The organism is uncultured Cetobacterium sp. (genome assembly GCF_947072685.1).
Classification (GTDB): Bacteria; Fusobacteriota; Fusobacteriia; order Fusobacteriales; family Fusobacteriaceae; genus Cetobacterium_A.
Map to the genome: position 1 here is coordinate 1 of NZ_CAMTIK010000028.1, position 24,819 is coordinate 24,819.

Consider the following 24,819-nt stretch of genomic DNA (forward strand, 5'->3'; position numbering starts at 1 on the left):
GAAAGTACTTGGGGGGCAGCCCTCTGGGAGGATAGGAAGTTGCCAATCTTTTTTTATTTAGAAAAATAAAAACTGTTGACAAAAACAGAAAAAAGTGGTATTATCATCTATGTCTTAAAAGAAAGCAATAAGGAAACTCTTGTTACCATACAATAAATAAAAAGGTATGGGAGGATTTGTGATATCCGTTAGATGAGTGGAGGTGTAAAGAGTGAGAGTAAATATTCAATTAGAGTGTACAGAGTGTAAAAGAAGAAACTACAGTACTTCAAAGAATAAAAAGAACACTACTGAAAGATTAGAATTAAATAAATACTGTAAATGGGACAAAAAAGTAACATTACATAAAGAAACTAAAAAGTAATTCTTGATCTAAGAAGCTATAGCTTCTTAGTTATTATTACAGAAACAATTCAGTTTGCAACAACATGCAGGTCAATGGCTCAATTGGCAGAGCATCGGTCTCCAAAACCGAGGGTTGGGGGTTCGATTCCCTCTTGACCTGCCATTTTTTTATAAAAAAATAAAATATTGGTGGTGCAAAATGGGACTAATAAATGATGTAAGAAAAGAGTATTCAAAGGTCCAATGGCCTAGAAGAAAAGAAATAATATCGGCAACTAGTTGGGTTGTTGCCATGAGTATATTTTTAGGAATATATTTGGGAGTTTTCGATATAATTGCTTCAAGACTTTTAAAGATGCTTGTATCTCTCTTTGGAGGATAAAATGGAAAAAAGCTTAGTAAAAAAATGGTTCATGATTCATACTTATTCGGGGTATGAAAAAAAGGTAAAAACAGATTTAGAACAGAAGATAGAGACTTTAGGTTTAACTGATATTGTAACTAAAGTATTAGTTCCTGAAGAAGAAACTATCGAAGAGAGAAGAGGAAAGAAAAAAGTTGTTTCAAGAAAACTTTTCCCAGGGTATGTTATGCTAGAAATGGAAGCTACTAGAGAGGAAAATGGAGAAGGAATAAGTTTTAGAGTTGACTCGGATGCTTGGTATGTTGTTAGAAATACTAACGGTGTAACAGGTTTCGTTGGTGTGGGATCAGATCCAATTCCAATGGAAGATGACGAGGTTGAAAATATCTTCTCTGTTATAGGATACAGAATGAATGATGAGGATAAAGCAATCAAAGAAGTTATAAAAGTTGACTACGAAGTGGGAGACTATGTAAGACTACTTGCTGAAGGATTTGAAAATCAAGAAGGTAAGGTTGCTGAAATCGATATGGAACATAGAAAAGTTAAGGTAATGATGGAGATGTTTGGAAGAATGACTCCGATTGAAGTGGACCTTAACAATGTAGAGAAGGCTTAATTATTTAAGCCAGTGGGAGATTGAAAGATCAATACCACAATTTTATGGAGGTGTAATTTAACAATGGCAAAAGAAGTAATCGGATTAATAAAACTACAATTACCAGCTGGAAAAGCAAACCCTGCTCCACCAGTAGGACCAGCATTAGGACAGCACGGAGTTAACATAATGGAATTCTGTAAATCGTTCAATGCAAAAACTCAAGAGAAAGCGGGATGGATCATTCCAGTTGAAATCTCTGTTTATAACGACAGATCTTTCACATTCATCTTAAAAACTCCACCAGCATCTGACTTATTAAAGAAAGCAGCTGGAGTAAAATCAGGAGCACAAAACTCAAAAAAGGATGTTGCTGGAACAATAACAACAACTAAATTAAGAGAAATCGCTGAAACTAAAATGCCAGATTTAAATGCTGGATCAATAGAAGCTGCTATGAACATCATAGCTGGATCAGCTAGATCAATGGGAATCAAAATAGAAGACTAATTAGAAGTCAATTCTTATTTATGTGATATTAAGTGGTAGGATGAAAACATCCGTTTAACCACAGGAGGAGGAAATTTTCAATGGCAAACAAAAGAGGTAAAAAATACCTAGAAATAGCTAAATTAGTTGAGCAAGGAAGATTATATGAGGTTAAAGAAGCAATAGAACTTGTTAGAAAGACAAGAACTGCTAACTTCGTAGAAACAGTTGAAATCGCTCTAAGATTAGGAGTAGATCCAAGACATGCGGATCAACAAGTTAGAGGTACAGTAGTACTTCCAAACGGAACTGGAAAAACAGTTAAAGTTTTAGCAATCACTTCAGGAGCTAACGTAGAGAAAGCTTTAGAAGCTGGTGCTGATTATGCTGGTGCTGAAGAGTACATCGAAAAAATTCAACAAGGATGGTTCGATTTCGATATCGTAATCGCAACACCTGACATGATGCCTAAATTAGGAAGACTGGGAAGAATATTAGGAACTAAAGGTTTAATGCCTAACCCTAAATCAGGAACAGTTACACCAGATATCGCAACGGCAGTATCTGAGTTCAAGAAAGGAAAGCTTGCTTTTAGAGTAGACAAGCTAGGATCAATCCACGCACCAATCGGTAAAGCGGATTTCTCTGAAGAAGCTCTATTAGAGAACTTCACAGCATTCATTAACGAAATCGTTAGAATCAAACCATCAGCATCTAAAGGTCAATACTTAAGAACTGTTGCAGTTTCATTAACTATGGGACCAGGTGTAAAAATGGATCCAGTATTAGTTGCAAAAAACGCGTAATAACGTTTGCAAAATACTAATAAGTATGATATAATTATAAAGCTGTAAAAATACAGTGATTAAAAAGTTGGATAAATAATTTAATATAGATCCAAACCAAAGACCGTAGGTGGCGTAAGCCTTAAATATCCTGCCGAGGTTGGAAGAAGGTATTCACTAACCTCATAGTTAGAGCAATGAACCTCCGTTCCTACCTTGGAGCGGAGGTAATTTTAGAGTAAAAGAGGAGGTGAATCAATAATGGCAACTCAATTAAAAAAGGAACTTGTAGCTGAATTAGTTGAAAAAATATCTAGAGCTCAATCAATCGTTTTAGTTGATTATCAAGGTCTAAGAGTAAATCAAGAGACTGAGTTAAGAAAACAAATGAGAGAGAACGGAGCTGAGTACTTAGTTGCTAAGAACAGATTGTTCAAGATAGCACTAGCTGAAGCTGGTATCGCTGATAAATTCGATGATTTACTAGAGGGAACTACTGCATTTGCATTCGGATATGCTGATCCAGTAACTCCAGCAAAGGTAGTTTACGAAGTTGAAGCAGCACAAGCAAAAGCAAATGCAAAAGCTAAGAAAACTGTTTTTACAATAAAAGGTGGAGTATTAACTGGTAAGAGAGTAGAAACTGCTGAAGTAGTATCGCTTGCTAAGTTACCATCAAGAGAGCAACTTCTTTCTATGGTATTAAATGGAATGCTTGGGCCAGTTAGAAAACTAGCTTACGCAACTGTTGCAATAGCAGAAAAGAAAGAAACAGCTGCAGAGTAATTATCTGTTGATTTAGAGAATTATTGATTTAATAAAAAGTATATTTAAAAAGAGAATTTAAGGAGGAAATAAAATGGCATTCAATAGAGAGCAATTCATAGCTGATTTAGAAGCTATGTCAGTATTAGAGTTAAGAGAATTAGTAACAACTTTAGAGGATCACTTCGGTGTTACTGCTGCTGCACCAGTAGCTGTAGCTGCAGAGGCTGGACCAGCTGCAGAGGAAAAAACTGAGTTTGACGTAGTTTTAACTGCTGCAGGACCAAACAAAATAGCTGTAATCAAAGAGGTTAGAGCAATCACTGGTTTAGGATTAAAAGAAGCTAAAGAATTAGTAGATAACGGTGGAGTAATTAAAGAATCAGCATCTAAAGAAGAAGCTGAAGCTTTAAAAACTAAGTTAACTGAAGCTGGAGCTTCAATCGAAGTTAAGTAATAGCTAAATATGGTTGTTTTACAACTTGTTATACTGAAATGAAAAAAATAGGCACTCTAAATGGGTGCCTTTTTACTCATTTTAATGAAAATTATTAAGAATCTATAATCAAGGAAGTTAATACTTAATCTTTTGAAAATAAAAACTGCTTTTATTTTCCAAAGATTAGGTATTGATCACTATATGAAATAGTAAGGAGTGTGAATTGATGGGGAAACTCGTTGAAAGATTGAATTTTGGAAGAATCGAAGAGAGAGGGACTATGCCTCATTTCTTAGAGTTCCAACTGGATTCCTATGAAGATTTTCTACAAGCTAAGGAGACTCCACTTAACAGAAAAGATAAGGGGTTAGAGTCGGCTTTTAGAGAAATATTCCCTGTTGAATCTTCAAATGGAGATATAAAGTTAGAATATGTTTCTTATGAGCTACATGAAGCAGAAGCTCCATTGAATGATGAGCTAGAGTGTAAAAAAAGAGGGAAAACTTATTCTGCTTCTTTAAAAGTAAGACTAAGACTTACTAATAAGAAGAGTGGAAATGAAATCCAAGAAACACTTGTTTATTTTGGAGAAGTTCCTTTAATGACAGAAAGAGGAACATTTATAATTAATGGTGCTGAAAGAGTAGTAGTATCACAGCTACATAGATCTCCAGGAGTATCATTCAATAAAGAGGTTAATATTCAAACAGGAAAAGACTTGTTCTCTGGAAAAATAATTCCGTATAAAGGAACTTGGTTAGAGTTTGAAACTGATAAAAATGATTTTTTAAGTGTTAAAATCGACAGAAAGAAAAAAGTTTTAGCAACTGTTTTCTTAAAAGCAGTAGATTTCTTTGACACCAATGAAGAGATTATGGATGAGTTTTTATCTGAAAAAGAGGTTAACCTAACGGATTATTACACTAGATACACTAACAAAGAAGAGTTAGTAAGTGTTCTAAAAACGAAGATTGAAGGAAGTTTTATTAAAGAAGATATTTATGACGAAGAAACTGGTGAAGTTTTGTTTGAAACAAGACAAGCTATAACTGAAGCTGTAATATTTGATTTAATTGATTCTAAAATTGAAAATATCTTAATTTGGGAAGTAAAACCAGAAGATAAGGTATTTGCAAATACTATAACAAACGATACTGGAGATACAAAAGAGGAAGCTGTAACAGAGGTATTTAAGAAATTAAGACCTGGAGATTTAGTAACAATTGATTCAGCTAGATCTTTAATCAAGCAGATGTTCTTTAATCCTCAAAGATATGATTTAGAACCTGTTGGTAGATATAAGATGAACAAAAGATTAAAGCTTAACCTACCTGAGGATGAAATCTTATTAACAAAAGAGGATGTAATTGCAACAATAAAGTATGTAATCTCTTTAAACAATGGAAAAGGGCATACTGATGATATAGATAACTTATCTAACAGAAGAGTTAGAGGAGTTGGAGAGCTGTTATTAATGCAAATTAAAGCAGGACTATCTAAGATGGGTAAAATGGTAAAAGAGAAAATGACAATACAAGATATTGAAACATTAACTCCACAATCATTATTAAACACTAGACCTCTAAACGCATTAGTATTAGACTTCTTTGGATCAGGACAACTATCTCAATTTATGGACCAATCTAATCCACTTGCTGAATTGACTCACAAGAGAAGAATATCAGCACTAGGACCTGGAGGACTTTCAAGAGAAAGAGCCGGATTCGAAGTTAGAGACGTACATGATTCTCACTATGGAAGAATTTGTCCAATCGAGACTCCAGAGGGACCAAATATCGGTCTTATCGGATCTCTTGCAATATATGCAAAAGTAAATTCATACGGATTTATTGAAACACCATATGTAAAAGTAGAGAATGGAGTTGCTAAGTTTGATGATATACATTATTTAGCAGCGGATGAAGAGGAAGGTTTATTCATAGCCCAAGCGGATACAAAGCTTGGAGATAATGGAGAACTTTTAGGAGATGTTGTTTGTAGATATGGACATGAAATTGTAAACATTTCTGGAGAGAAGGTACACTATCTAGATGTATCACCAAAACAGGTTGTATCAGTTTCAGCAGGATTAATTCCTTTCTTAGAGCACGATGACGCCAACAGAGCACTGATGGGATCAAACATGCAAAGACAGGCTGTACCATTACTTAGAACAGAAGCACCTTTCATCGGAACAGGATTAGAAAGAAAAGTAGCTGTAGATTCAGGAGCTGTTATATCAGCAAAAGCAACAGGAAAAGTAGTATATTTAGATGCTAAAGTGATTGTAGTAGAAGATGAAGAAGGAAAGTCACATAAACATAGACTTCTGAACTTTGAAAGATCAAACCAAGCAATGTGTTTACACCAAACTCCATTGGTTGACTTAGGTCAAGAAGTAGAGTTAGGACAAGTAATCGCAGATGGTCCAGCTACAAAAGGTGGAGACTTAGCATTAGGAAGAAATATTCTTATGGCATTTATGCCTTGGGAAGGGTATAACTACGAGGATGCGATTCTAATATCTGACAGATTGAGAAAAGATGACGTATTTACATCTATTCATATAGAGGAATATGAAATCGAAGCTAGAAACACTAAATTGGGTGACGAAGAGATAACTAGAGAGATTCCAAATGTATCTGAGGAAGCATTAAAGAACTTAGATTCAAGAGGTATCATTGTGGTTGGATCTGAAGTTGGACCAGGACATATACTTGTTGGAAAAACTGCACCTAAAGGAGAGTCTGAGCCACCTGCAGAGGAAAAACTACTGAGAGCAATCTTTGGAGAAAAGGCTAGAGACGTAAGAGATACATCATTGAAAATGCCACATGGTTCAAAAGGAACTGTAGTTGAAGTTCTTGAGTTATCAAGAGAAAATGGAGACGAATTAAAGGCAGGAGTAAACAGATCAATAAGAGTATTCATTGCAGAGAAAAGAAAAATCACTGTTGGAGATAAAATGTCAGGAAGACACGGTAATAAAGGTGTTGTTTCTAGAGTATTACCAGCAGAGGATATGCCATTCTTAGCAGATGGTACACATTTAGATGTTGTAATTAACCCACTTGGAGTTCCTTCACGTATGAACATTGGACAGGTACTTGAGGTTCACTTAGGAATGGCTATGGGTAAATTAGATGGTGGAACATACTTATCAACTCCAGTATTTGATGGAGCTACAGAAGAGCAAGTTAAAGATTACTTAGAGAAAGCTGGATATCCAAGAAAAGGTAAAGTTACACTATTCGATGGAAGAACTGGAGATAAGTTTGATAATCCAGTAACAGTTGGTAGAATGTATATGTTAAAACTTCACCATCTTGTTGAGGATAAGATGCACGCAAGAGCAATCGGTCCTTATTCACTAGTAACACAGCAACCGCTGGGAGGAAAAGCTCAGTTTGGTGGACAAAGACTTGGAGAGATGGAAGTTTGGGCACTAGAGGCTTATGGAGCTTCAAATATCCTTCAAGAGATGTTAACTGTTAAATCAGATGACGTTACAGGAAGAACTAAAACTTACGAGGCAATCGTAAAAGGTGAGGAAATGCCAGAAGCAGACCTACCTGAATCATTTAAAGTTCTATTAAAAGAGTTCCAAGCTCTTGCATTAGATGTAGAATTATTTGATTCAAACAATGATTTGATCAACGTTAACGAAGAGTTAGGAAAAGATGAAACAATAGTTGAGTTTTCTTTATCTGACCAAATAAACTAATTTAAGTAAAATTGAATATGATGATAGATGAAAGCTTTATCTCATTTAAGGAGGCTTTGTATTTAATATGGGAATTAAAAGTTTTGAGAAGATTAGAATTAAACTAGCTTCTCCAGAGAAGATAGAAGAGTGGTCGTACGGAGAAGTTACGAAACCGGAAACTATAAATTACAGAACATTAAATCCAGAGATGGATGGACTGTTTTGTGAGAGAATATTTGGACCATCGAAAGATTGGGAATGTTCTTGTGGAAAATATAAGAGAATGAGATATAAAGGACTAGTTTGTGAGAAATGTGGAGTTGAAGTAACTAAGTCTAAAGTAAGAAGAGAAAGAATGGGGCACATCGATTTAGCTGCCCCAGTAGCTCATATTTGGTACTCGAAAGGTACTCCAAATAAGATGGCTCTTATTTTAGGGATTTCTCCTAAAGAACTGGAATCAGTACTATATTTTGCTAGATACATAATAACTGCAAGTGAGGAACCAACTTTAAAAGCTGGTAAAATCATAACAGAAAAAGAATGTAAGCTTTATAAGCAAATGTACGGAAGACAATTCGAAGCTAAGATGGGTGCGGAAGCGATTCTTAAACTATTAGAAATGATAGATTTAGAAACTCTTAGATTAGAATTAGAAAAAGAGTTAGAGGATGTAAACTCAGCTCAAAAAAGAAAAAAATTAGTAAAAAGACTAAAGATAACTAGAGATTTGATTGCGTCAGGAAACTTACCGCAATGGATGATTTTAAAGAATGTTCCTGTTATACCAGCTGATTTAAGACCTATGGTTCAATTAGATGGAGGAAGATTTGCTACTTCTGACTTAAATGATCTATATAGAAGAGTTATCAATAGAAACAACAGATTGAAAAGACTTTTAGAAATAAAAGCTCCAGAAATAGTTGTTAAAAATGAGAAGAGAATGCTTCAAGAAGCAGTAGATGCTCTAATCGATAATGGAAGAAGAGGAAAGCCAGTTGTTGCTCAAAATAACAGAGAGCTTAAATCTCTATCTGATATGTTAAAAGGAAAACAAGGAAGATTCAGACAAAACCTACTTGGAAAAAGAGTAGATTATTCTGCAAGATCGGTAATTGTTGTTGGACCATCATTAAAGATGCATCAATGTGGAATTCCTAAAAAAATGGCACTTGAACTTTATAAACCTTTCATAATGAGAGAGTTAGTAAAAAGAGAGTTAGCTACAAATATCAAGACAGCTAAAAAACTAGTTGAAGATGCAGATGACAAAGTATGGGATGTAATCGAGGATGTAATTCAAGATCACCCAGTACTACTGAATAGAGCTCCAACTCTACATAGATTGTCAATTCAAGCCTTTGAGCCAGTTCTAATTGAAGGAAAGGCAATAAGACTTCATCCATTAGTATGTTCTGCATTCAATGCGGATTTCGATGGAGACCAAATGGCAGTTCACTTGATGTTATCACCAGAAGCTATAATGGAAGCTAAATTATTGATGTTAGCTCCAAACAACATCATTTCTCCTTCAAATGGAGAACCTATAGCAGTACCATCTCAGGATATGGTTATGGGATGTTTCTACATGACTAAAGATAGAGCTGGTGCTAGAGGAGAAGGAAAATCATTCTCTAATAAAGAGCAAGTAATAACAGCATATGACAATGGAATCATTGATACACATGCGGTTGTAAATGCTAGAATAAATGGAGAAATGGTAAAAACTACTGCTGGAAGAATTATGTTTAACGACATTTTACCAGAAGAAAACAAGCAATATGATGTAACTTTCGGTAAGTCTCAACTTAAGAAACTTATTGGAAAATTATATGAGATGCATGGGTTTACTAAAACGGCAGAACTTATAAATGAAATTAAAAACTTCGGATACCACTATGCAACATTTGCAGGAGTATCTGTAGGAATAGAAGACTTAGAGATTCCAGAATCTAAAAAGTCAATATTAGAAGAAGCTGATAAAAAAGTTTCTGAAATCGAAGCTGATTACAAATCAGGTAAGATCATAAACGAAGAGAGATACAGAAAAACTGTTGCTCTTTGGTCAGAAACAACAGCAAAAGTAACAGATGCAATGATGAGTGGACTAGATCAATTCAACCCAGTTTACATGATGGCGAACTCTGGAGCCAGAGGATCGATTGCACAGATGAGACAACTTGCGGCAATGAGAGGAAATATGGCCGATACACAAGGTAGAATCATCGAGGTACCTATCAAAGCAAACTTTAGAGAGGGTCTAACAGTACTTGAGTTCTTCATGTCTTCACATGGAGCAAGAAAAGGACTAGCAGATACGGCTCTAAGAACTGCCGATTCAGGATACTTAACAAGAAGACTAGTTGATATTTCTCACGAGGTTATTGTTAACTCTGAGGATTGTGGAACTCATGAAGGAATTGAAGTAGCAGAACTAGTATCAGATGGACAAGTTATTGAAAAATTATCAGAAAGATTAGTAGGAAGAGTTGCAGCAGAGGATATCGTTTTTGAAGGTGAAATTATCACTAAGAGAAATGATATGTTTACAAAAGCTCAAATTGCTAGAATCACTGAATTAGAAATAAAGAAAATCAAAATTAGATCTCCTCTTACATGTGACCTTGAAAAAGGAGTTTGTCAAAAGTGTTACGGAATGGACCTTGCAAACCACAAAGAGATCTTACTTGGAGAAGCGGTTGGAGTTATAGCAGCTCAATCAATCGGAGAACCAGGAACACAGCTTACAATGAGAACTTTCCATACGGGAGGAGTTGCGACAGCGATAGCTTCAGCAACAAGTAATAAAGCTGAAAATAATGGTAAAGTAGTATTTAAAGATATAAAAATTCTTGAAAATCAAGAAACTCAAGAGAAGATAGTTGTTTCTCAGTCAGCTAAGATCCTTATTGGAAATTACGACTATGAGATTTCATCAGGATCTATTTTAAAAGTAGTAGAGGGACAAGAGGTAAAAGTGGGAGATATCTTAGCAACATTTGATCCATACCATATACCAATTATCGCTAACCAAGATGGAAGAATTGAGTACAGAGAATTATATGTTAAAGAAAACTATGATGAAAAGTACAACGTTACTGAATACATGGCAATAAAAACAGTTGAATCTGGAGATTCAAACCCAAGAGTAGTTATATTTGATGAAGAAGGAAATGCAATAGAAAGTTATTCAATTCCATTCGGAGCTTATTTAATGGTAAGAGAGGGAGAATCTGTAAGAACTGGACAAATCATCGCTAAGATGATTAAAGAGGGAGAAGGTACGAAAGATATCACTGGAGGTCTTCCAAGAATCCAAGAGCTATTTGAGGCTAGAAACCCTAAAGGTAAAGCAATCTTATCTGAGATAGATGGAAAAGTTGAAGTGACAGGAAGAAAGAAAAAAGGTATGAGAGTAATAATCATAAGATCTATTTCTGATTCTGAAAACTTTAAAGAATATCTAGCACCAGTAGGAGAGCACTTAGTTGTTACTGATGGAATGCTAATAAAAGCAGGAGATAAGATAACAGATGGAGCTATATCACCGTTTGACGTTCTAAACATCAAAGGATTAGTTGCAGCAGAGCAGTTTATACTAGAGTCTGTTCAACAGGTATATAGAGACCAAGGAGTTACTGTAAATGATAAGCATATTGAGATTATCGTTAAGCAGATGTTTAAGAAAGTAAGAATAGTTGATTCGGGAGCATCTTTATTCCTAGAGGATGAAGTTGTAGAGAAGAGAGTTGTTGAAATGGAAAACGCTAGACTAAGATCTGAAGGAAAAGTTGAGCTTAAATATGAGCCAGTTATTCAAGGTATTACAAAAGCGGCTGTAAATACAGGAAGTTTCATATCGGCAGCATCGTTCCAAGAAACAACAAAAGTACTTTCAAATGCAGCAATAGAAGGTAAAGAAGACTTCTTAGAGGGACTTAAAGAAAACGTAATTATAGGTAAGAAAATTCCAGCAGGTACTGGATATAAGGCTTATAAGAACATAGTTCCAGTTGAGATAGAGGACTAATAAAATAGGCGACTTTGTCGCCTATTTTAGCATTTTATTTATGAGAGGTTGATGTTATGAGAAGTATGACAGGGTATTCAAAAGAATATGTAGAAACAGAAAAATATGCTATATCTTTAGAGATTAAAAGTGTCAACAATAAAAACTTAAATTTAAAAGTAAAATCACCTCATATGCTAAATTTTTTGGAGAATAAAATAAGAACAGAGGTTGCTTCTAGAGTAACAAGAGGAAGTATTGATTTAAAAATAGATTTTCAGGATAAAAGAGAGGCGGATAACCTTTTTGAATATGATAAAAATTTAAGTAGCTCTTATATGAAAATATTGGAGGCTATGGAAAAAGATTATAACGAAAATTTTAGTAACAAACTAGATTTACTGGTTAAGAATTTAAATGTCATTAAAAGAAATGATTTAGAGATAGATGAAAAAGAGTATGAAAATTTTGTAGTTGAAAATATACATTTACTTTTGGATTCATTTATAAAAATGAAAGAATCTGAAGGTTCAAGAATGAAAAAATATTTCTTAGAGTGTATTTCAGTGATAGAAAAAAATGTTGCTCAGATAAAAGCTTTGAAAGAACAGATAGTTATTAATTACAAAGAAAAGCTACTTGAAAGACTTTCAAAAATTAGTGAAATTGAATTTAATGAAGAGGCAGTTTTAAGAGAGATTCTTCTGTTTACTGATAGATCAGATATCTCAGAAGAAGTTTCAAGACTAGAAAGTCATCTTTGTCAGCTTAAAATAGAACTAGATTCAGAAAATTCTGGAATGGGAAAAAAAATTGATTTTATTCTCCAAGAAATATTTAGAGAGTTAAATACATCTGGAGTTAAATGCAATCTATATGATATCTCTAAATTGATAGTAGAGTGTAAAAATGAAATTGAAAAAATTAGAGAACAAGCTCTAAATATAGAATAAAGGAGAATAACAATGAAAAAGGGTGAACTATTTATTGTTTCTGGACCAAGTGGTGCTGGAAAATCAACAATATGTAGAATAGTTAGAAAGCAGTTAGGAATAAACTTAGCTACATCTGCAACTACTCGTACTCCAAGAGAGGGAGAGATGCATGGAAGAGATTATTATTTCTTGACTATAGATGAGTTTAAAGAGAAAATAGAGAAAAGTGAGTTTCTAGAATACGCAACTGTTCACACTAACTACTACGGAACTTTAAAATCTGAAGTTGAAAGCAGACTTATGGCTGGTGAAAATGTAATTCTTGAGATAGATGTTCAAGGAGGACTTCAAGTAAAGGCTGTTTATCCCGAAGCACACTTAATATTCTTCAAAACTCCTACTATGGAGGATTTAGAGAGAAGACTAAGAGGAAGAAAAACAGATAGTGAAGATACTATTCAGCTTAGACTTAAAAATTCTATAAATGAGTTAGGGTACGAAAAGGATTATGATATCACAATTATTAACTACACTGTAGAAAAATCATGTGAAGAGTTAGTAAAAATTATAAACTCAAAAAATTAGGAGGAAACTATGAAAAAGGTTATTACTTATGATGAACTATTAGAGAAAATACCTAATAAATATACATTGACTATTACAGCTGGAAAGAGAGCTAGAGATATAGGAAAAGGAGCTCCAGTACTCACTAAAGTTGCTAAAAAAGATACAATTGTAATGAAAACTTTCAGAGAAATATTAGATGGTAAAATTACATTTGGTGAAGAGAAAGAGGACGACATAAATGATCAAGAGTAGAAATATATTTCTACTCTTTTTACTTTTTTTGTTTCTTATGGGATGTAAAAAGAAAATAGAGAGAGTGGATGAGGAGAGATTTGCATTCGGAACATATTTTAAAATATCTGTTTATTCAGATGATAAAACAGAGGCTAAAAAAATAATAGCTAAAGCTTTTGATGAAATTGGAAGAATCGATAAAAAATATAACAGTAAAGTAAAAGGGAGCTTGATGGATGAGCTCAATAAAAATAAAATAGCTAATTTTGATGATGAGGGAATTATGCTTTTAAAAGAGGTAAAAAAAGCATATGAGCTTTCAGATACTAAATATGATGTGACAATGACTCCATTGATGAATTTGTGGGGTTTTTCTGAAGATGTAGAGGCAAGAACAACACTTCCAACAGATGATGAGTTAAATTCAGCTTTAAAAAAAGTAGATTTTTCAAAAGTAGAGCTTGATGGAAATATAGTGAGAATAAAAGAATCGGGAATAACAATCGATACCGGATCATTTTTAAAAGGGTATGCTGTTGAAAGAGCTAAAGAGGTTTTGAAAATGTCGGGCGTAGAAAATGGGTTTGTAACAGCTATATCTAGTATAGAAGCAATTGGTGGTAAAGGGGATGGGTCTCCTTGGAAAATAGGAATTCAAAATCCCAATAACTCCTCAGAAATATTGGGTGTTGTAGAATTAAGAAATCAAAGTATGGGTGTATCTGGTGATTACCAAACTTATGTGGAGATTGATGGGAAAAAATATCACCATATATTGGATAAAGAAACTAAATATCCAGTAAAAGATAAAAAAATGGTGGTTATTGTGAACAAAAATGGATTACAGGCTGATCTATATTCTACGGTATTTTTTTTAATGCCACTAGAAAAAGTTTTAGAAATTGCCAATACAACACCAGATTTAGATGTTCTTCTGGTTGATGAAAATGATAAAATTTACCTTTCAAAAGATATAAAATTCCAGAAAAAATAGGATGTTTTAAAGAAAAAAAGAACTTTGTTTTTACTTGAAATATATTGGACTTTCTCGTATACTTTAAAGATACTAAGCATACTAGGAGGTTTTAAAAGTGGAACAAATGATCTATTTAGGAATTTTCGGTGGTATTGTAGCACTATTGGCAGCATCTTTCTACTCCAAGAAAGTTCAAAGTTATGAGATTAATATTCCGAGAGTAGCTGAAATAACAGATGCAATCAGAGAAGGAGCAATGGCTTTTCTTTCGGCGGAATATAAAATTTTAATTTGGTTTGTTGCAGCAGTAGCAATTTTATTGGGTATATTCTTAGATCCAATGATAGCATTAACATTCGTAACAGGAGCATTAACATCAGCTTTGGCAGGAAACATCGGTATGAGAATAGCAACAAAAGCAAATGGAAGAACTTCAATAGCAGCTAAAGAGGGAGGACTTGCAAGTGCTCTGGATGTAGCTTTTGCGGGAGGAGCTGTAATGGGTCTTTCAGTTGTAGGTTTAGGAATGTTAGGACTTACAATTCTAATTTTGATTTTTGATTGGGATGTAAGTATCATAACAGGTTTTGGAATGGGAGCATCATCAATTGCTTTATTTGCTAGAGTAGGTGGTGGAATATACACTAAGGCTGCCGATGTTGGAGCAGATTTGGTGGGAAAAGTTGAAGCGGGAATTCCAGAAGATGATCCTAGAAATCCAGCTACAATAGCGGATAATGTGGGAGATAATGTGGGAGATGTAGCTGGAATGGGAGCAGACCTATTTGAGTCTTATGTAGGATCAATTATAGCTACATTGGCAATAGGAATGGCTATGGGTGGAAAAGAATATCTTTTAGCACCAATTATGATATCTTCATTTGGTATCATAGCTTCAATTTTAGCTACGTTGACAGTGAAAACAAGTAATCCAGATGAAGTGTATCACAAGCTGGAGAATGGAACTAGAATTGCAGGAGGATTGTCATTGATAGCTGCATTCGGTGTTATTAAATATTTAAACTTACCAATGGGCGTATTTTGGGCAATTGTATCAGGGCTTTTAGCAGGACTTGTAATCGCTTATTTTACAGGACTTTATACAGATACAGGGAAAAAAGCTGTCAATAGAATTGCAGATGCAGCTAAAACTGGTCCAGCAACAACTTTAATAGAGGGACTCGCTGTGGGAATGGAATCAACAGTAGCTCCAATGTTAATAATATCTTTGGCAATAATTTTAGCTTATAATTTTGCAGGATTGTATGGAATATCTATAGCGGCAGTAGGGATGCTTTCAACAACTGGAATGGTAGTAGCAGTTGACGCTTATGGTCCAGTAGCAGACAATGCAGGTGGAATAGCTGAAATGGCTGAACTACCTCATGAAGTGAGAGAGTGTACAGATAAATTAGATGCGGTAGGGAACTCTACAGCAGCAGTAGGAAAAGGATTCGCAATAGGCTCAGCAGCTTTAACAGCATTATCTTTATTTGCAGCATATAAAGAAGCAATTCAAGTGAGAACTCAAGAGTCTTTTGTTTTAGATATAATCAATCCAGAAGTTATAGTTGGAATATTCATAGGTGGAATGTTGACATTCTTATTTTCAGCTCTTACAATGACTGCAGTGGGAAAAGCTGCTATGGAAATGGTAGAAGAGGTGAGAAGACAGTTTAGAGAGATCCCAGGAATTATGGATAAAACAACAAAACCGGATTATAAAAGATGTGTTGAAATATCTACTCATTCATCATTGAGAGAGATGATGTTACCAGGTGTTTTAGCAATATTAGCTCCTGTGGTTGTTGGATTGTGGTCGCCATATGCACTAGGAGGTTTATTGGCAGGTTCTTTAGTGACAGGAATCTTAATGGCTATCATGATGGCTAATGCTGGTGGTGCTTGGGATAACGCTAAAAAACAGATTGAAGCAGGTTATAAAGGGGATGGAAAAGGATCTGAAAGACATAAGGCAGCAGTTGTAGGAGATACAGTTGGAGATCCATTTAAAGATACATCAGGACCATCACTAAATATATTAATAAAATTAATGAGTATTGTATCACTTGTGTTGGTACCTTTATTTGTTTAAAATTTTAACCCTAGATTTTTTTCTAGGGTTTTTTACTTTTAGAGAGCTTAAAAAAGGAAAAAGAATATAAAACTAGAACAATATAAAAGGTAAAAAATAGAAAAAAATATTCAAAAAAAAGGAAAAAAAATTGAAGCAAGAAAAATTTGGAAATAATAGAGTCATAAAAAGGTAAAAAATAGACATTTAAGTTTCTTGACTTTAACTAGTATATTAGATAGAATTTGAGTACAAAATGAACAAACAAAAATATTGTTAAAAAACATTAAAAATAATATAGATAAAAAAACTCATTATAGGAGGGAACTATGAAAAAAACAAAAATTGTATGTACAATAGGGCCAAAAACAGAATCGGTAGAAATTTTATCGGAGTTATTAAAAGCGGGAATGAACGTTATGAGAATGAACTTCTCACACGGAAGCCATGAAGAGCACGGTCAAAGAATAGTGAATTTAAAAAAGGCAATAGCTGAAACAGGTATCAACGCAGCAGTTCTTTTAGACACTAAAGGACCAGAGATTAGAACTATTAAATTAATTGATGGAAAAGATGTAGCTTTAGTTGCAGGACAAAAGTTTACAATAACAACTGATGATACAGTTATCGGAGATGTTACAAAAGTTGCTGTTACATACAAAGGATTAACAGATGACTTAAAAGCAGGAAACATAGTTTTAATAGACGATGGATTAATAGAGATGGAAGTTGAAGAGGTTGTTGGAAACGAAGTTAGATGTATCGTTAAAAATAATGGAGATTTAGGAGAGAACAAAGGTGTTAATTTACCAAATGTTTCTGTTCAATTACCAGCTTTATCAGCTAAAGATATTGGAGATTTAAAATTCGGTTGCGAGCAAAATGTTGATTTTGTAGCGGCATCTTTCATTAGAAAAGCTGATGATGTAAAAGCTGTTAGAGAAGTTTTAGACTCTAATGGTGGAGAAAAAATAAAAATAATTTCGAAAATAGAAAATCAAGAAGGATTAGATAATTTTGATGAAATCTTAGAATTGTCTGATGGTATAATGGTAGCTAGAGGAGATTTAGGAGTTGAAATTCCTGTTGAAGAGGTTCCTTTTGCACAGAAGATGATGGTAGAGAAATGTAATTTAATAGGAAAAGTAGTTATAACAGCTACTCAAATGTTAGATTCAATGATAAAAAATCCAAGACCAACAAGAGCGGAAGCTACAGATGTAACAAATGCAATTCTTGATGGAACTGATGCAATAATGTTATCTGGAGAAACAGCTAAAGGTAAATATCCAATCGAAGCTGTAACAGTTATGAGAAAAATAGCTGAAAAAACAGATCCATTAGTAGCTTTTGAAATAGAAAATGAAGAGGGAGCTACAATAACTGAAGCTATGGCTAAAGGAACTGTTGATGTTGCTGAATCTTTATCAGCTAAATTAATAGTTGCTGGAACAGCGTCAGGAAAATCTGCAGCAGCTTTAAGAAGATACTTCCCAGAGGCATTTATATTAGCAATAACAAATAATGAAAAAACATATAACCAGATGATCTTAACAAGAGGAGTTATTCCATGTTTAGATTTAACAGCTAAAACACTAGAGGAGTTCTATGCATTGGCAGAAGCTAAAGCTTTAGAGTTAGGACTTGCTAACTCTGGAGATGTTATAGTGGCATCTTGTGGAGAAGAGGTATTTAAAGCTGGAACAAGTAACTCTATGAAGGTTATAAAAGTAAAATAATAAATTTTTTTAAAACATATACATAAAAAAAGTAAACTGATTTAAGGTATACAAATTAAAAAAAATTCTAAGGAGGATTTAAGGAAAATGACTAGAATAGTTGAAGTTAAAGGAAGAGAAATTCTTGATTCAAGAGGAAACCCAACTGTAGAGGTTGATGTAATATTAGAATGTGGAGCTATGGGAAGAGCTGCTGTTCCATCTGGAGCATCAACTGGGGCATACGAAGCTGTAGAGTTAAGAGATGGAGATAAATCTAGATACTTAGGAAACGGTGTTTTAAAAGCTGTAGGATATGTAAATGGAGAGTTAAGAGAGTTAGTTTTAGGAATGGACTCTACAAATCAAGTGGCTATTGATAAGGCTATGATTGAATTAGATGGAACTCCAAACAAAGATAGATTAGGTGCAAATGCTATATTGGGTGTATCTTTAGCAGTAGCTAAAGCAGCAGCAGCAGCATTAGGATTACCTTTATATAAATATTTAGGTGGAGTTAACGCAAAAGAGTTACCAGTACCTATGATGAACATTCTTAACGGAGGAAGCCATGCTGATTCTGCAGTAGATGTTCAAGAGTTTATGGTTCAACCAGTTGGAGCTAAAACTTTCTCTGAAGCTATGAGAATGGGAAGCGAAATTTTCCATCACTTAGGAAAAATTTTAAAAGCAAATGGAGATTCAACAAACGTTGGAAATGAGGGTGGATATGCACCAGCTAAAATCAACGGAACAGAAGGAGCATTAGACATTATATCTCAAGCTGTAAAAGCTGCTGGATATGAGCTAGGAACTGATATCACATACGCTTTAGATGCAGCTGCAACTGAGTTCTGTGTAGAAAAAGAGGATGGATCATTTGAGTACCACTTCAAAAGAGAGGGTGGAGTAGTAAGAACTACTGCAGAAATGATCGAATGGTATGCTGGACTTTGTGAAAAGTATCCAATCAAATCTATTGAAGATGGATTAGGAGAAAATGACTGGGCTGGATTCCAAATGTTAACTGAAAAAGTTGGAAAGAAAATCCAAATCGTTGGAGACGACTTATTCGTAACTAACACAGAGAGATTAGCAAGAGGAATTGAAACTAAATCTGCAAATTCAATCTTAATTAAATTGAACCAAATTGGTACTTTAACTGAGACTTTAGATGCAATTGAAATGGCTAAGAGAGCTAATATGACTGCTGTAATTTCTCATAGATCTGGAGAAACTGAGGATGCTACAATAGCTGATATCGCTGTTGCAACAAATGCAGGACAAATTAAAACTGGATCAACTTCAAGAACAGATAGAATGGCTAAATACAACCAACTATTAAGAATTGAAGAGGAATTAGGATCAGTTGCTCAATACAATGGAATAAATGTATTCTATAATACTACAAAGTAATTAGACCTTAAATAATTCTTATATAGGGGGACCGAAAGGTCCCTCTTTTTTTTATAAAATCTTTTAAAATAAAGGGGTTTATGCTACAATACAATTAAAAATTAATTATTTGGAGGAAAGATATATGTCAAATGTTTTTGAAGTTTTAAAAGACCGTGGATACGTAAAACAAATGACTCATGAAGATGAGATGAAAGAGTTATTAGCAAAGGAGCAAGTAACTTTTTATATAGGGTTTGACCCAACAGCGGATAGTTTACATGTAGGACACTTTATAGCTATGATGTTTATGTCTCATATGCAAAAACATGGTCACAGACCAATAGCTTTAATTGGTGGAGGAACAGCTCAGATAGGAGATCCAAGTGGAAGAACAGATATGAGACAGATGATGACAGATGAAATTATAGCTCATAATGTGGCTTCTATAAAAAAGCAGATGGAAAAATTTATAGATTTTTCTGATGATAAAGCACTTCTAGTAAATAATGCAGATTGGTTAAGGAATTTAAACTATATAGATTTTATAAGAGATATAGGATCACAATTTTCAGTTAACAGAATGTTGGCAGCAGAATGCTTTAAGTCAAGAATGGAAGAGGGAGGACTATCGTTTTTAGAGTTCAACTACATGCTGATGCAAGGGTATGATTTCTTAGTTTTAAATAGAAAATTTGGATGTACTATGCAGTTGGGTGGAGATGACCAGTGGTCGAATATGATAGCTGGAGTAGATTTAATCAGAAAAAAGGATAGAAAACCATCATATGCTATGACTTGTACTTTACTTACAAACAGTGAAGGTAAAAAAATGGGAAAAACAGCAAAAGGTGCCCTATGGTTAGATCCAGAAAAAACATCACCATATGAGTTTTATCAATATTGGAGAAATCTTCCAGATGCGGATGTAGCTCAGCCATTAGCATTACTAACATATCTTCCAATGGATGAGGTTAGAAGATTATCAGCTTTAGAAGGGGCAGAAATAAACGAAGCCAAGAAAACTTTAGCATATGAGGTAACTAAAATAGTTCATGGTGAAGAAGAAGCGGAAAAAGCTAAGCAAGCATCTGAAACTCTATTTGGCAATGGTGGCGTAGATATGTCAAATGTTCCGACATCAGAGGTAACTAATGCTGTTTTAGGAATGGGATTAGTAGATATGATGGTAGAGCTAGAACTTTTAAAAACTAAGAGTGAGGGTAGAAGACTTGTACAACAGAATGGATTATCTGTAAATGACGCTAAAATAGCTGATTTTGCAATGCTTATAACAGAGGATTTATTCATAGATGGGGCTATGATGATAAAACAAGGAAAGAAAAAATTTAATAGAGTTGTTATAAAATAGTGATAGTAATAAGACAAACAACGGCAGATGACATTGGAAATATTTATATGCATTTAAATTTAAATTATGTAGAAAAATATTGTAAAAATCATGAGGAGGAACAGAAAAAAAGCCACGAAAGATGGTATAGTTTTCTGATAAATTCACCTAGTTATGCAATGTTTACTGTCGAAGATCTACAAGGGGCTTTTTTGGGAATTGTAAAATTTGAACTTGAAGAGGACTTTGAAGGGGCTGAAATTTCGCTTTATTTAGCTGAAGGAATAAGAGGGCGAGGGTACTCAAGTACGATAGTCAATGCAAGTATTGAGGAATTAAAATTTAAACAGCCCACTTTGAAATATATAGTAGCTTACATTTTAGAAGAAAATGAACGCTCTATAATTTGTTTTAGAAAATCAGGATTTCAATTTATGGGTCAGATTGACTATAGGGGAATAGAACATCTTTTATACATGAAAACTTTAAATTAAGTTTGGAGGTAAAATTGACAAAAAAAGAAAGAGCTAAAAAAGTTATTGAAGAGTTAAAGAAAAAATTTGGACATCCTGAATGTGCTTTAAAATACAGCACTCCTTTTGAACTTTTAGTGGCAGTAATACTTTCAGCTCAATGTACTGATATAAGAGTGAATATAGTTACAGAAAAGATGTTTAAGGTTATAAACACTCCCGAACAATTTGCAACTGCACCTATTGAAGAGATAGAAGAACATATAAAAAGCACAGGATTTTATAGAAATAAAGCTAAAAATATAAAACTTTGTAGTCAACAACTTTTAGAAAAATATGACGGAAAGATTCCGTCAGAGATGGATAGTCTGGTGGCGTTAGCTGGAGTTGGAAGGAAAACAGCTAATGTGGTAAGAGGAGAGATTTGGGGATTGGCGGAAGGTATAACCGTAGATACTCATGTCAGAAGATTATCGAATTTAATAGGATTCGTAAAAGATGACAATGTATTAAAAATAGAAAAGGAGCTTATGAAAATAGTTCCGAAAGAGTATTGGATTGATTTTTCTCATTTTTTAATTTTACAAGGAAGAGATAAGTGTATAGCAAGAAGACCGAAATGTTTACAGTGTGAGATAAAACCTTACTGTAAGCATGGTGAAAAGCTTTGAAAAACAATAGAAAAAAACTTTTTTAATTGTTGACATCCAAGCTAAAGAATGTTATTATCTTATTGTAATAAATAGTGATAACTTAAGGAGACGATAACTATGAGAGTTTATCTGGATAACAATGCTACAACAAAAATGGATTCAAAAGTTTTAGAAGCTATGATACCTTTTTTAACTGAGGAATATGGGAATGCATTTAGTATGCATTTATTTGGAAAAGAGACGGGTTTAGCTGTTTCGGAATCTAGAGAAAAAATTGCAAATTTATTAAAAGTTAAGCCAGAAGAGATTATCTTTACATCTTCAGGAACAGAGTCAGATAATATCGCTGTAAGAGGAGTGGCAAAAGCTTATAAAAATAGAGGAAATCATATAATCACATCAACAATAGAGCATCCAGCTATAAAAAATACATATAAAGATTTAGAGCAAGATGGGTATGAGGTTACATTTGTACCAGTAGATAAAAATGGAGTGGTGGATGTAAAAGCTTTGGAAGCTTCAATTAGACCAGACACAATACTTATCTCAATCATGCATGCAAACAATGAAGTTGGAACAGTAGAACCAATAAAAGAGATAGCAGAAATAGCTAAAAAAAATAGAATATTACTTCATGTGGACGCAGTTCAAACAGTTGGGAAAATACCAGTTTATCCTAAAGAATTAGGAGCGGATTTACTAACTTTTTCTGGACATAAATTTCATGGTCCAAAAGGAATTGCGGGACTATATATAAGACAAGGCGTAAGAGTTGCTAGAACAATAGCGGGTGGTGGACAGGAGAGAAAACTTAGACCTGGAACTACAAATACACCGGCTGTAGTAGGAATGGCAAAAGCCTTGGAACTCGCTTGTGAAAATATACAAGAGGAGATAACTAGGGAACAAGTTTTAAGAGATTATTTTGAAGATGAAATTTTAAAAAGAGTTCCGGAAGTAGTAGTAAATGCAAAATCTGTTCAGAGATTGCCAGGAACATCAAGCATTACTTTTAAATACTTAGAAGGAGAGTCAATACTACTATCTCTAAGTTATTTAGGAGTGGCTGTAAGTTCTGGATCGGCATGTTCATCAGATGAACTTCAAGCTTCTCATGTACTTTTAGCTATGGGAATTGAACCTGAATTTGCTCATGGAACGATTAGATTTAGTCTTGGAAAATACAATACTAAAGAAGAGATTGATTATACGATAGAGCAAGTAGTTAAAGTGATCGAAAAATTAAGAATTTTATCCCCTTTATGGAACGAATATAAAAAATAAAAAATTCAATGGAAAATTAAGGAGAAAATTATGCAATATTCAGAAAAAGTAATGGATCATTTTATGAATCCTAGAAATGTTGGTACAATGGAAAATCCAGATGGTTATGGAAAAGTTGGAAATCCTTCTTGCGGAGACATCATGGAGATATTTTTAAAAATAGAGAATGATATAATAACAGATGTAAAGTTTAGAACTTTTGGATGTGCTTCAGCTATAGCAACCTCATCAGTTTCAACTGAGATGGTTTTAGGAAAGAACATACATGAAGCTTTAGATATAACAAATAAGGTAGTTGCAGAAGCTTTAGGTGGATTACCAGCAACAAAAATGCATTGCTCAGTTTTAGCAGAGGAAGCATTAAAAGAAGCTATCGAAGATTACTTGGCTAAAAAACAAAAATAATGTATAATATACAGAAGCTATAGTTATAGCTTCTGTTTTTATTTTATCACATTTATGAAGGAGAGAAGATATGAAAAAAACAATTGCAATTTTGATGTTTTTAATAACGGTATTGTCTTTTGCTAAGGGAGTAAAATCTTCAAAAGTACAAGTGGATAATATTCCAGATTATAGAGCTTATATTTTAGGAGATACAAAAGGAAATATTTTTTATGAAGAAAACTCAATGCATAAATATCCTCTAGCTTCTGTAACAAAAGTTATGACAATTCTTGTAACTTTGGATGAGATAAGAAAAGGAAATATAAGTTTATATGATCAAGTGCCAATAGACTGGGAAATAGTTAGTGTTGGTGGAAGCTCGATACCTTTAGAAAGTGGAGAAAAAGTGTTGGTTTTAGATCTTTTAAAAGCAGCAGCAATAAAATCTGCAAATAATGCGGCATATGCATTAGCTAAACACGCAGGGAAAGGGAGCATTCCAACTTTTGTGGAAATGATGAATGAAAAAGCTAGAAAATTAAATTTAGAAAATGAATTGGAATTTTACACTCCTGCAGGATTACCAGATCATATTACAAAGAAAAAATTGGATATGGGGACAGCGGATGCTATATATAAGCTTTCGATAGAAGCGTTAAAATATCCTGAGTATATAGCAATTGCTAGAGAGAAAACAGCTGAGATAAAGAATGGAACTGTTAAAATAAGAAGTACAATCCATCTTCTTGGTCAGGAAGGTATTTATGGATTGAAGACGGGTTATCATACAAAATCAAGATTCAATATAACAATTTTAAGCAATAAAGATGATGCGAACATAGTTACAGTTGTAATGGGAGGAAAATCTCCGAAAATAAGAGATAATAAAATTTTAGAATTGAATGCTAAATTTCATGAAAATTATAAAAATAAAGATATTATAAAAAAAGATATTCCTATTTTGACAATACCATTATCTGGAGGTTATGCAAAAAATATAAATGTGTATGGAAGCAAATCATTTTCTTATATAGTAAAAAAAGATGCAGATATTTCAATCGTAACTGAAAGAGAAAAAGTTCTGATAGCTCCATTAAACAAAGGGACTGTAATAGGTACTTATAAGGTTTTAGTTAACGGAGAAGTAGTTTTTAAAGATGATTTAATAGTGACTAGAGATATATTAAAAAAGAGATTTATGGACAAAGTTATGGATGTTTTTTAAAAAAATAAAAAAAGTTGTTGACGGAGTTTAAAAATTATGGTACTATT

The 24,819-nt window shown here is 33.7% G+C and carries 22 protein-coding genes, 1 tRNA gene and 1 other annotated feature; all 23 genes read left to right on the forward strand.

The genetic code is table 11. The annotated features are described in order from the left end of the window. The first annotated feature begins 211 nt into the window (after nucleotides 1–211). The 23 genes from rpmG to Q0V67_RS09165 all read left to right on the forward strand — a co-directional run bounded on the left by rpmG (nucleotide 212) and on the right by Q0V67_RS09165 (nucleotide 24,772). Nucleotides 212–364, forward strand: coding sequence for a 50S ribosomal protein L33 (gene rpmG / locus Q0V67_RS09055; RefSeq protein ID WP_023051526.1), 153 nt, complete (start codon nucleotides 212–214; stop codon nucleotides 362–364). A gap of 68 nt (nucleotides 365–432) precedes the next feature. Continuing rightward, nucleotides 433–508, forward strand: a tRNA-Trp gene (locus tag Q0V67_RS09060). 36 nt (nucleotides 509–544) lie between these two features. After that, nucleotides 545–727 (forward strand): preprotein translocase subunit SecE, encoded by a 183-nt coding sequence (gene secE / locus Q0V67_RS09065; protein WP_185875387.1) that lies wholly within the window; start codon nucleotides 545–547, stop codon nucleotides 725–727. A gap of 1 nt (nucleotide 728) precedes the next feature. After that, nucleotides 729–1,328 (forward strand): transcription termination/antitermination protein NusG, encoded by a 600-nt coding sequence (gene nusG, locus Q0V67_RS09070; protein WP_297598889.1) that lies wholly within the window; start codon nucleotides 729–731, stop codon nucleotides 1,326–1,328. Between the two features lie 63 nt (nucleotides 1,329–1,391). After that, nucleotides 1,392–1,817, forward strand: a complete 426-nt coding sequence (rplK, locus tag Q0V67_RS09075) for a 50S ribosomal protein L11 (protein WP_297598891.1) — start codon at nucleotides 1,392–1,394, stop codon at nucleotides 1,815–1,817. A gap of 80 nt (nucleotides 1,818–1,897) precedes the next feature. After that, entirely contained in the window at nucleotides 1,898–2,602 is a 705-nt protein-coding gene (gene rplA, locus Q0V67_RS09080) for a 50S ribosomal protein L1 (protein WP_297598893.1), read from the forward strand. A 78-nt stretch (nucleotides 2,603–2,680) separates the two neighbouring features. After that, nucleotides 2,681–2,824: a sequence feature (ribosomal protein L10 leader region), on the forward strand. Nucleotides 2,825–2,842: 18 nt separating this feature from the next. Continuing rightward, complete coding sequence (gene rplJ / locus Q0V67_RS09085; RefSeq protein ID WP_297598895.1) at nucleotides 2,843–3,367, forward strand: 50S ribosomal protein L10; 525 nt, start codon at nucleotides 2,843–2,845, stop codon at nucleotides 3,365–3,367. A 73-nt stretch (nucleotides 3,368–3,440) separates the two neighbouring features. Then, nucleotides 3,441–3,803 carry a 50S ribosomal protein L7/L12 gene (gene rplL, locus Q0V67_RS09090; protein WP_297598897.1) on the forward strand — a complete coding sequence of 121 codons (363 nt, stop codon included), beginning with the start codon at nucleotides 3,441–3,443 and terminating at the stop codon, nucleotides 3,801–3,803. Between the two features lie 208 nt (nucleotides 3,804–4,011). Beyond that, complete coding sequence (rpoB, locus tag Q0V67_RS09095) at nucleotides 4,012–7,509, forward strand: DNA-directed RNA polymerase subunit beta (RefSeq protein WP_297598899.1); 3,498 nt, start codon at nucleotides 4,012–4,014, stop codon at nucleotides 7,507–7,509. 67 nt (nucleotides 7,510–7,576) lie between these two features. Next, nucleotides 7,577–11,521 carry a DNA-directed RNA polymerase subunit beta' gene (gene rpoC, locus Q0V67_RS09100; protein ID WP_297598901.1) on the forward strand — a complete coding sequence of 1,315 codons (3,945 nt, stop codon included), beginning with the start codon at nucleotides 7,577–7,579 and terminating at the stop codon, nucleotides 11,519–11,521. 56 nt (nucleotides 11,522–11,577) lie between these two features. Beyond that, the gene (locus tag Q0V67_RS09105; protein ID WP_297598903.1) at nucleotides 11,578–12,453 is read left to right on the forward strand and encodes a YicC/YloC family endoribonuclease; all 876 of its coding nucleotides are present in this window, start codon (nucleotides 11,578–11,580) and stop codon (nucleotides 12,451–12,453) included. A gap of 12 nt (nucleotides 12,454–12,465) precedes the next feature. Then, nucleotides 12,466–13,020 carry a guanylate kinase gene (gene gmk, locus Q0V67_RS09110; protein WP_297598905.1) on the forward strand — a complete coding sequence of 185 codons (555 nt, stop codon included), beginning with the start codon at nucleotides 12,466–12,468 and terminating at the stop codon, nucleotides 13,018–13,020. A 9-nt stretch (nucleotides 13,021–13,029) separates the two neighbouring features. After that, nucleotides 13,030–13,254, forward strand: a complete 225-nt coding sequence (rpoZ, locus tag Q0V67_RS09115) for a DNA-directed RNA polymerase subunit omega (protein ID WP_297598907.1) — start codon at nucleotides 13,030–13,032, stop codon at nucleotides 13,252–13,254. Continuing rightward, nucleotides 13,241–14,230 carry an FAD:protein FMN transferase gene (locus Q0V67_RS09120; RefSeq protein WP_297598909.1) on the forward strand — a complete coding sequence of 330 codons (990 nt, stop codon included), beginning with the start codon at nucleotides 13,241–13,243 and terminating at the stop codon, nucleotides 14,228–14,230. Before rpoZ ends, Q0V67_RS09120 begins: the two co-directional genes overlap by 14 nt. 106 nt (nucleotides 14,231–14,336) lie before the next feature. After that, a complete protein-coding gene (locus tag Q0V67_RS09125) occupies nucleotides 14,337–16,307 on the forward strand; it encodes a sodium-translocating pyrophosphatase (protein WP_297598924.1) in 1,971 nt (656 codons plus the stop codon). A 308-nt stretch (nucleotides 16,308–16,615) separates the two neighbouring features. Next, nucleotides 16,616–18,025: a pyruvate kinase PykF gene (pykF, locus tag Q0V67_RS09130; RefSeq protein ID WP_297598910.1), complete on the forward strand. Its 1,410-nt coding sequence runs from the start codon at nucleotides 16,616–16,618 to the stop codon at nucleotides 18,023–18,025. A gap of 87 nt (nucleotides 18,026–18,112) precedes the next feature. Beyond that, complete coding sequence (eno, locus tag Q0V67_RS09135; protein WP_297598911.1) at nucleotides 18,113–19,420, forward strand: phosphopyruvate hydratase; 1,308 nt, start codon at nucleotides 18,113–18,115, stop codon at nucleotides 19,418–19,420. A 124-nt stretch (nucleotides 19,421–19,544) separates the two neighbouring features. Further along, on the forward strand, nucleotides 19,545–20,771 hold the full coding sequence (gene tyrS / locus Q0V67_RS09140; protein WP_297598912.1) for a tyrosine--tRNA ligase: 1,227 nt from the start codon (nucleotides 19,545–19,547) through the stop codon (nucleotides 20,769–20,771). Continuing rightward, nucleotides 20,771–21,244 (forward strand): GNAT family N-acetyltransferase, encoded by a 474-nt coding sequence (locus tag Q0V67_RS09145; protein WP_297598914.1) that lies wholly within the window; start codon nucleotides 20,771–20,773, stop codon nucleotides 21,242–21,244. Before tyrS ends, Q0V67_RS09145 begins: the two co-directional genes overlap by 1 nt. A 14-nt stretch (nucleotides 21,245–21,258) precedes the next feature. Continuing rightward, the gene (nth, locus tag Q0V67_RS09150) at nucleotides 21,259–21,894 is read left to right on the forward strand and encodes an endonuclease III (protein WP_297598916.1); all 636 of its coding nucleotides are present in this window, start codon (nucleotides 21,259–21,261) and stop codon (nucleotides 21,892–21,894) included. A 99-nt stretch (nucleotides 21,895–21,993) separates the two neighbouring features. Continuing rightward, nucleotides 21,994–23,160 (forward strand): cysteine desulfurase family protein, encoded by a 1,167-nt coding sequence (locus Q0V67_RS09155; RefSeq protein ID WP_297598918.1) that lies wholly within the window; start codon nucleotides 21,994–21,996, stop codon nucleotides 23,158–23,160. 30 nt (nucleotides 23,161–23,190) lie between these two features. Further along, on the forward strand, nucleotides 23,191–23,565 hold the full coding sequence (gene nifU / locus Q0V67_RS09160; RefSeq protein WP_256690288.1) for a Fe-S cluster assembly scaffold protein NifU: 375 nt from the start codon (nucleotides 23,191–23,193) through the stop codon (nucleotides 23,563–23,565). Nucleotides 23,566–23,635: 70 nt separating this feature from the next. Beyond that, nucleotides 23,636–24,772 (forward strand): D-alanyl-D-alanine carboxypeptidase family protein, encoded by a 1,137-nt coding sequence (locus Q0V67_RS09165; RefSeq protein WP_297598922.1) that lies wholly within the window; start codon nucleotides 23,636–23,638, stop codon nucleotides 24,770–24,772. Nucleotides 24,773–24,819 lie beyond the last annotated feature (47 nt).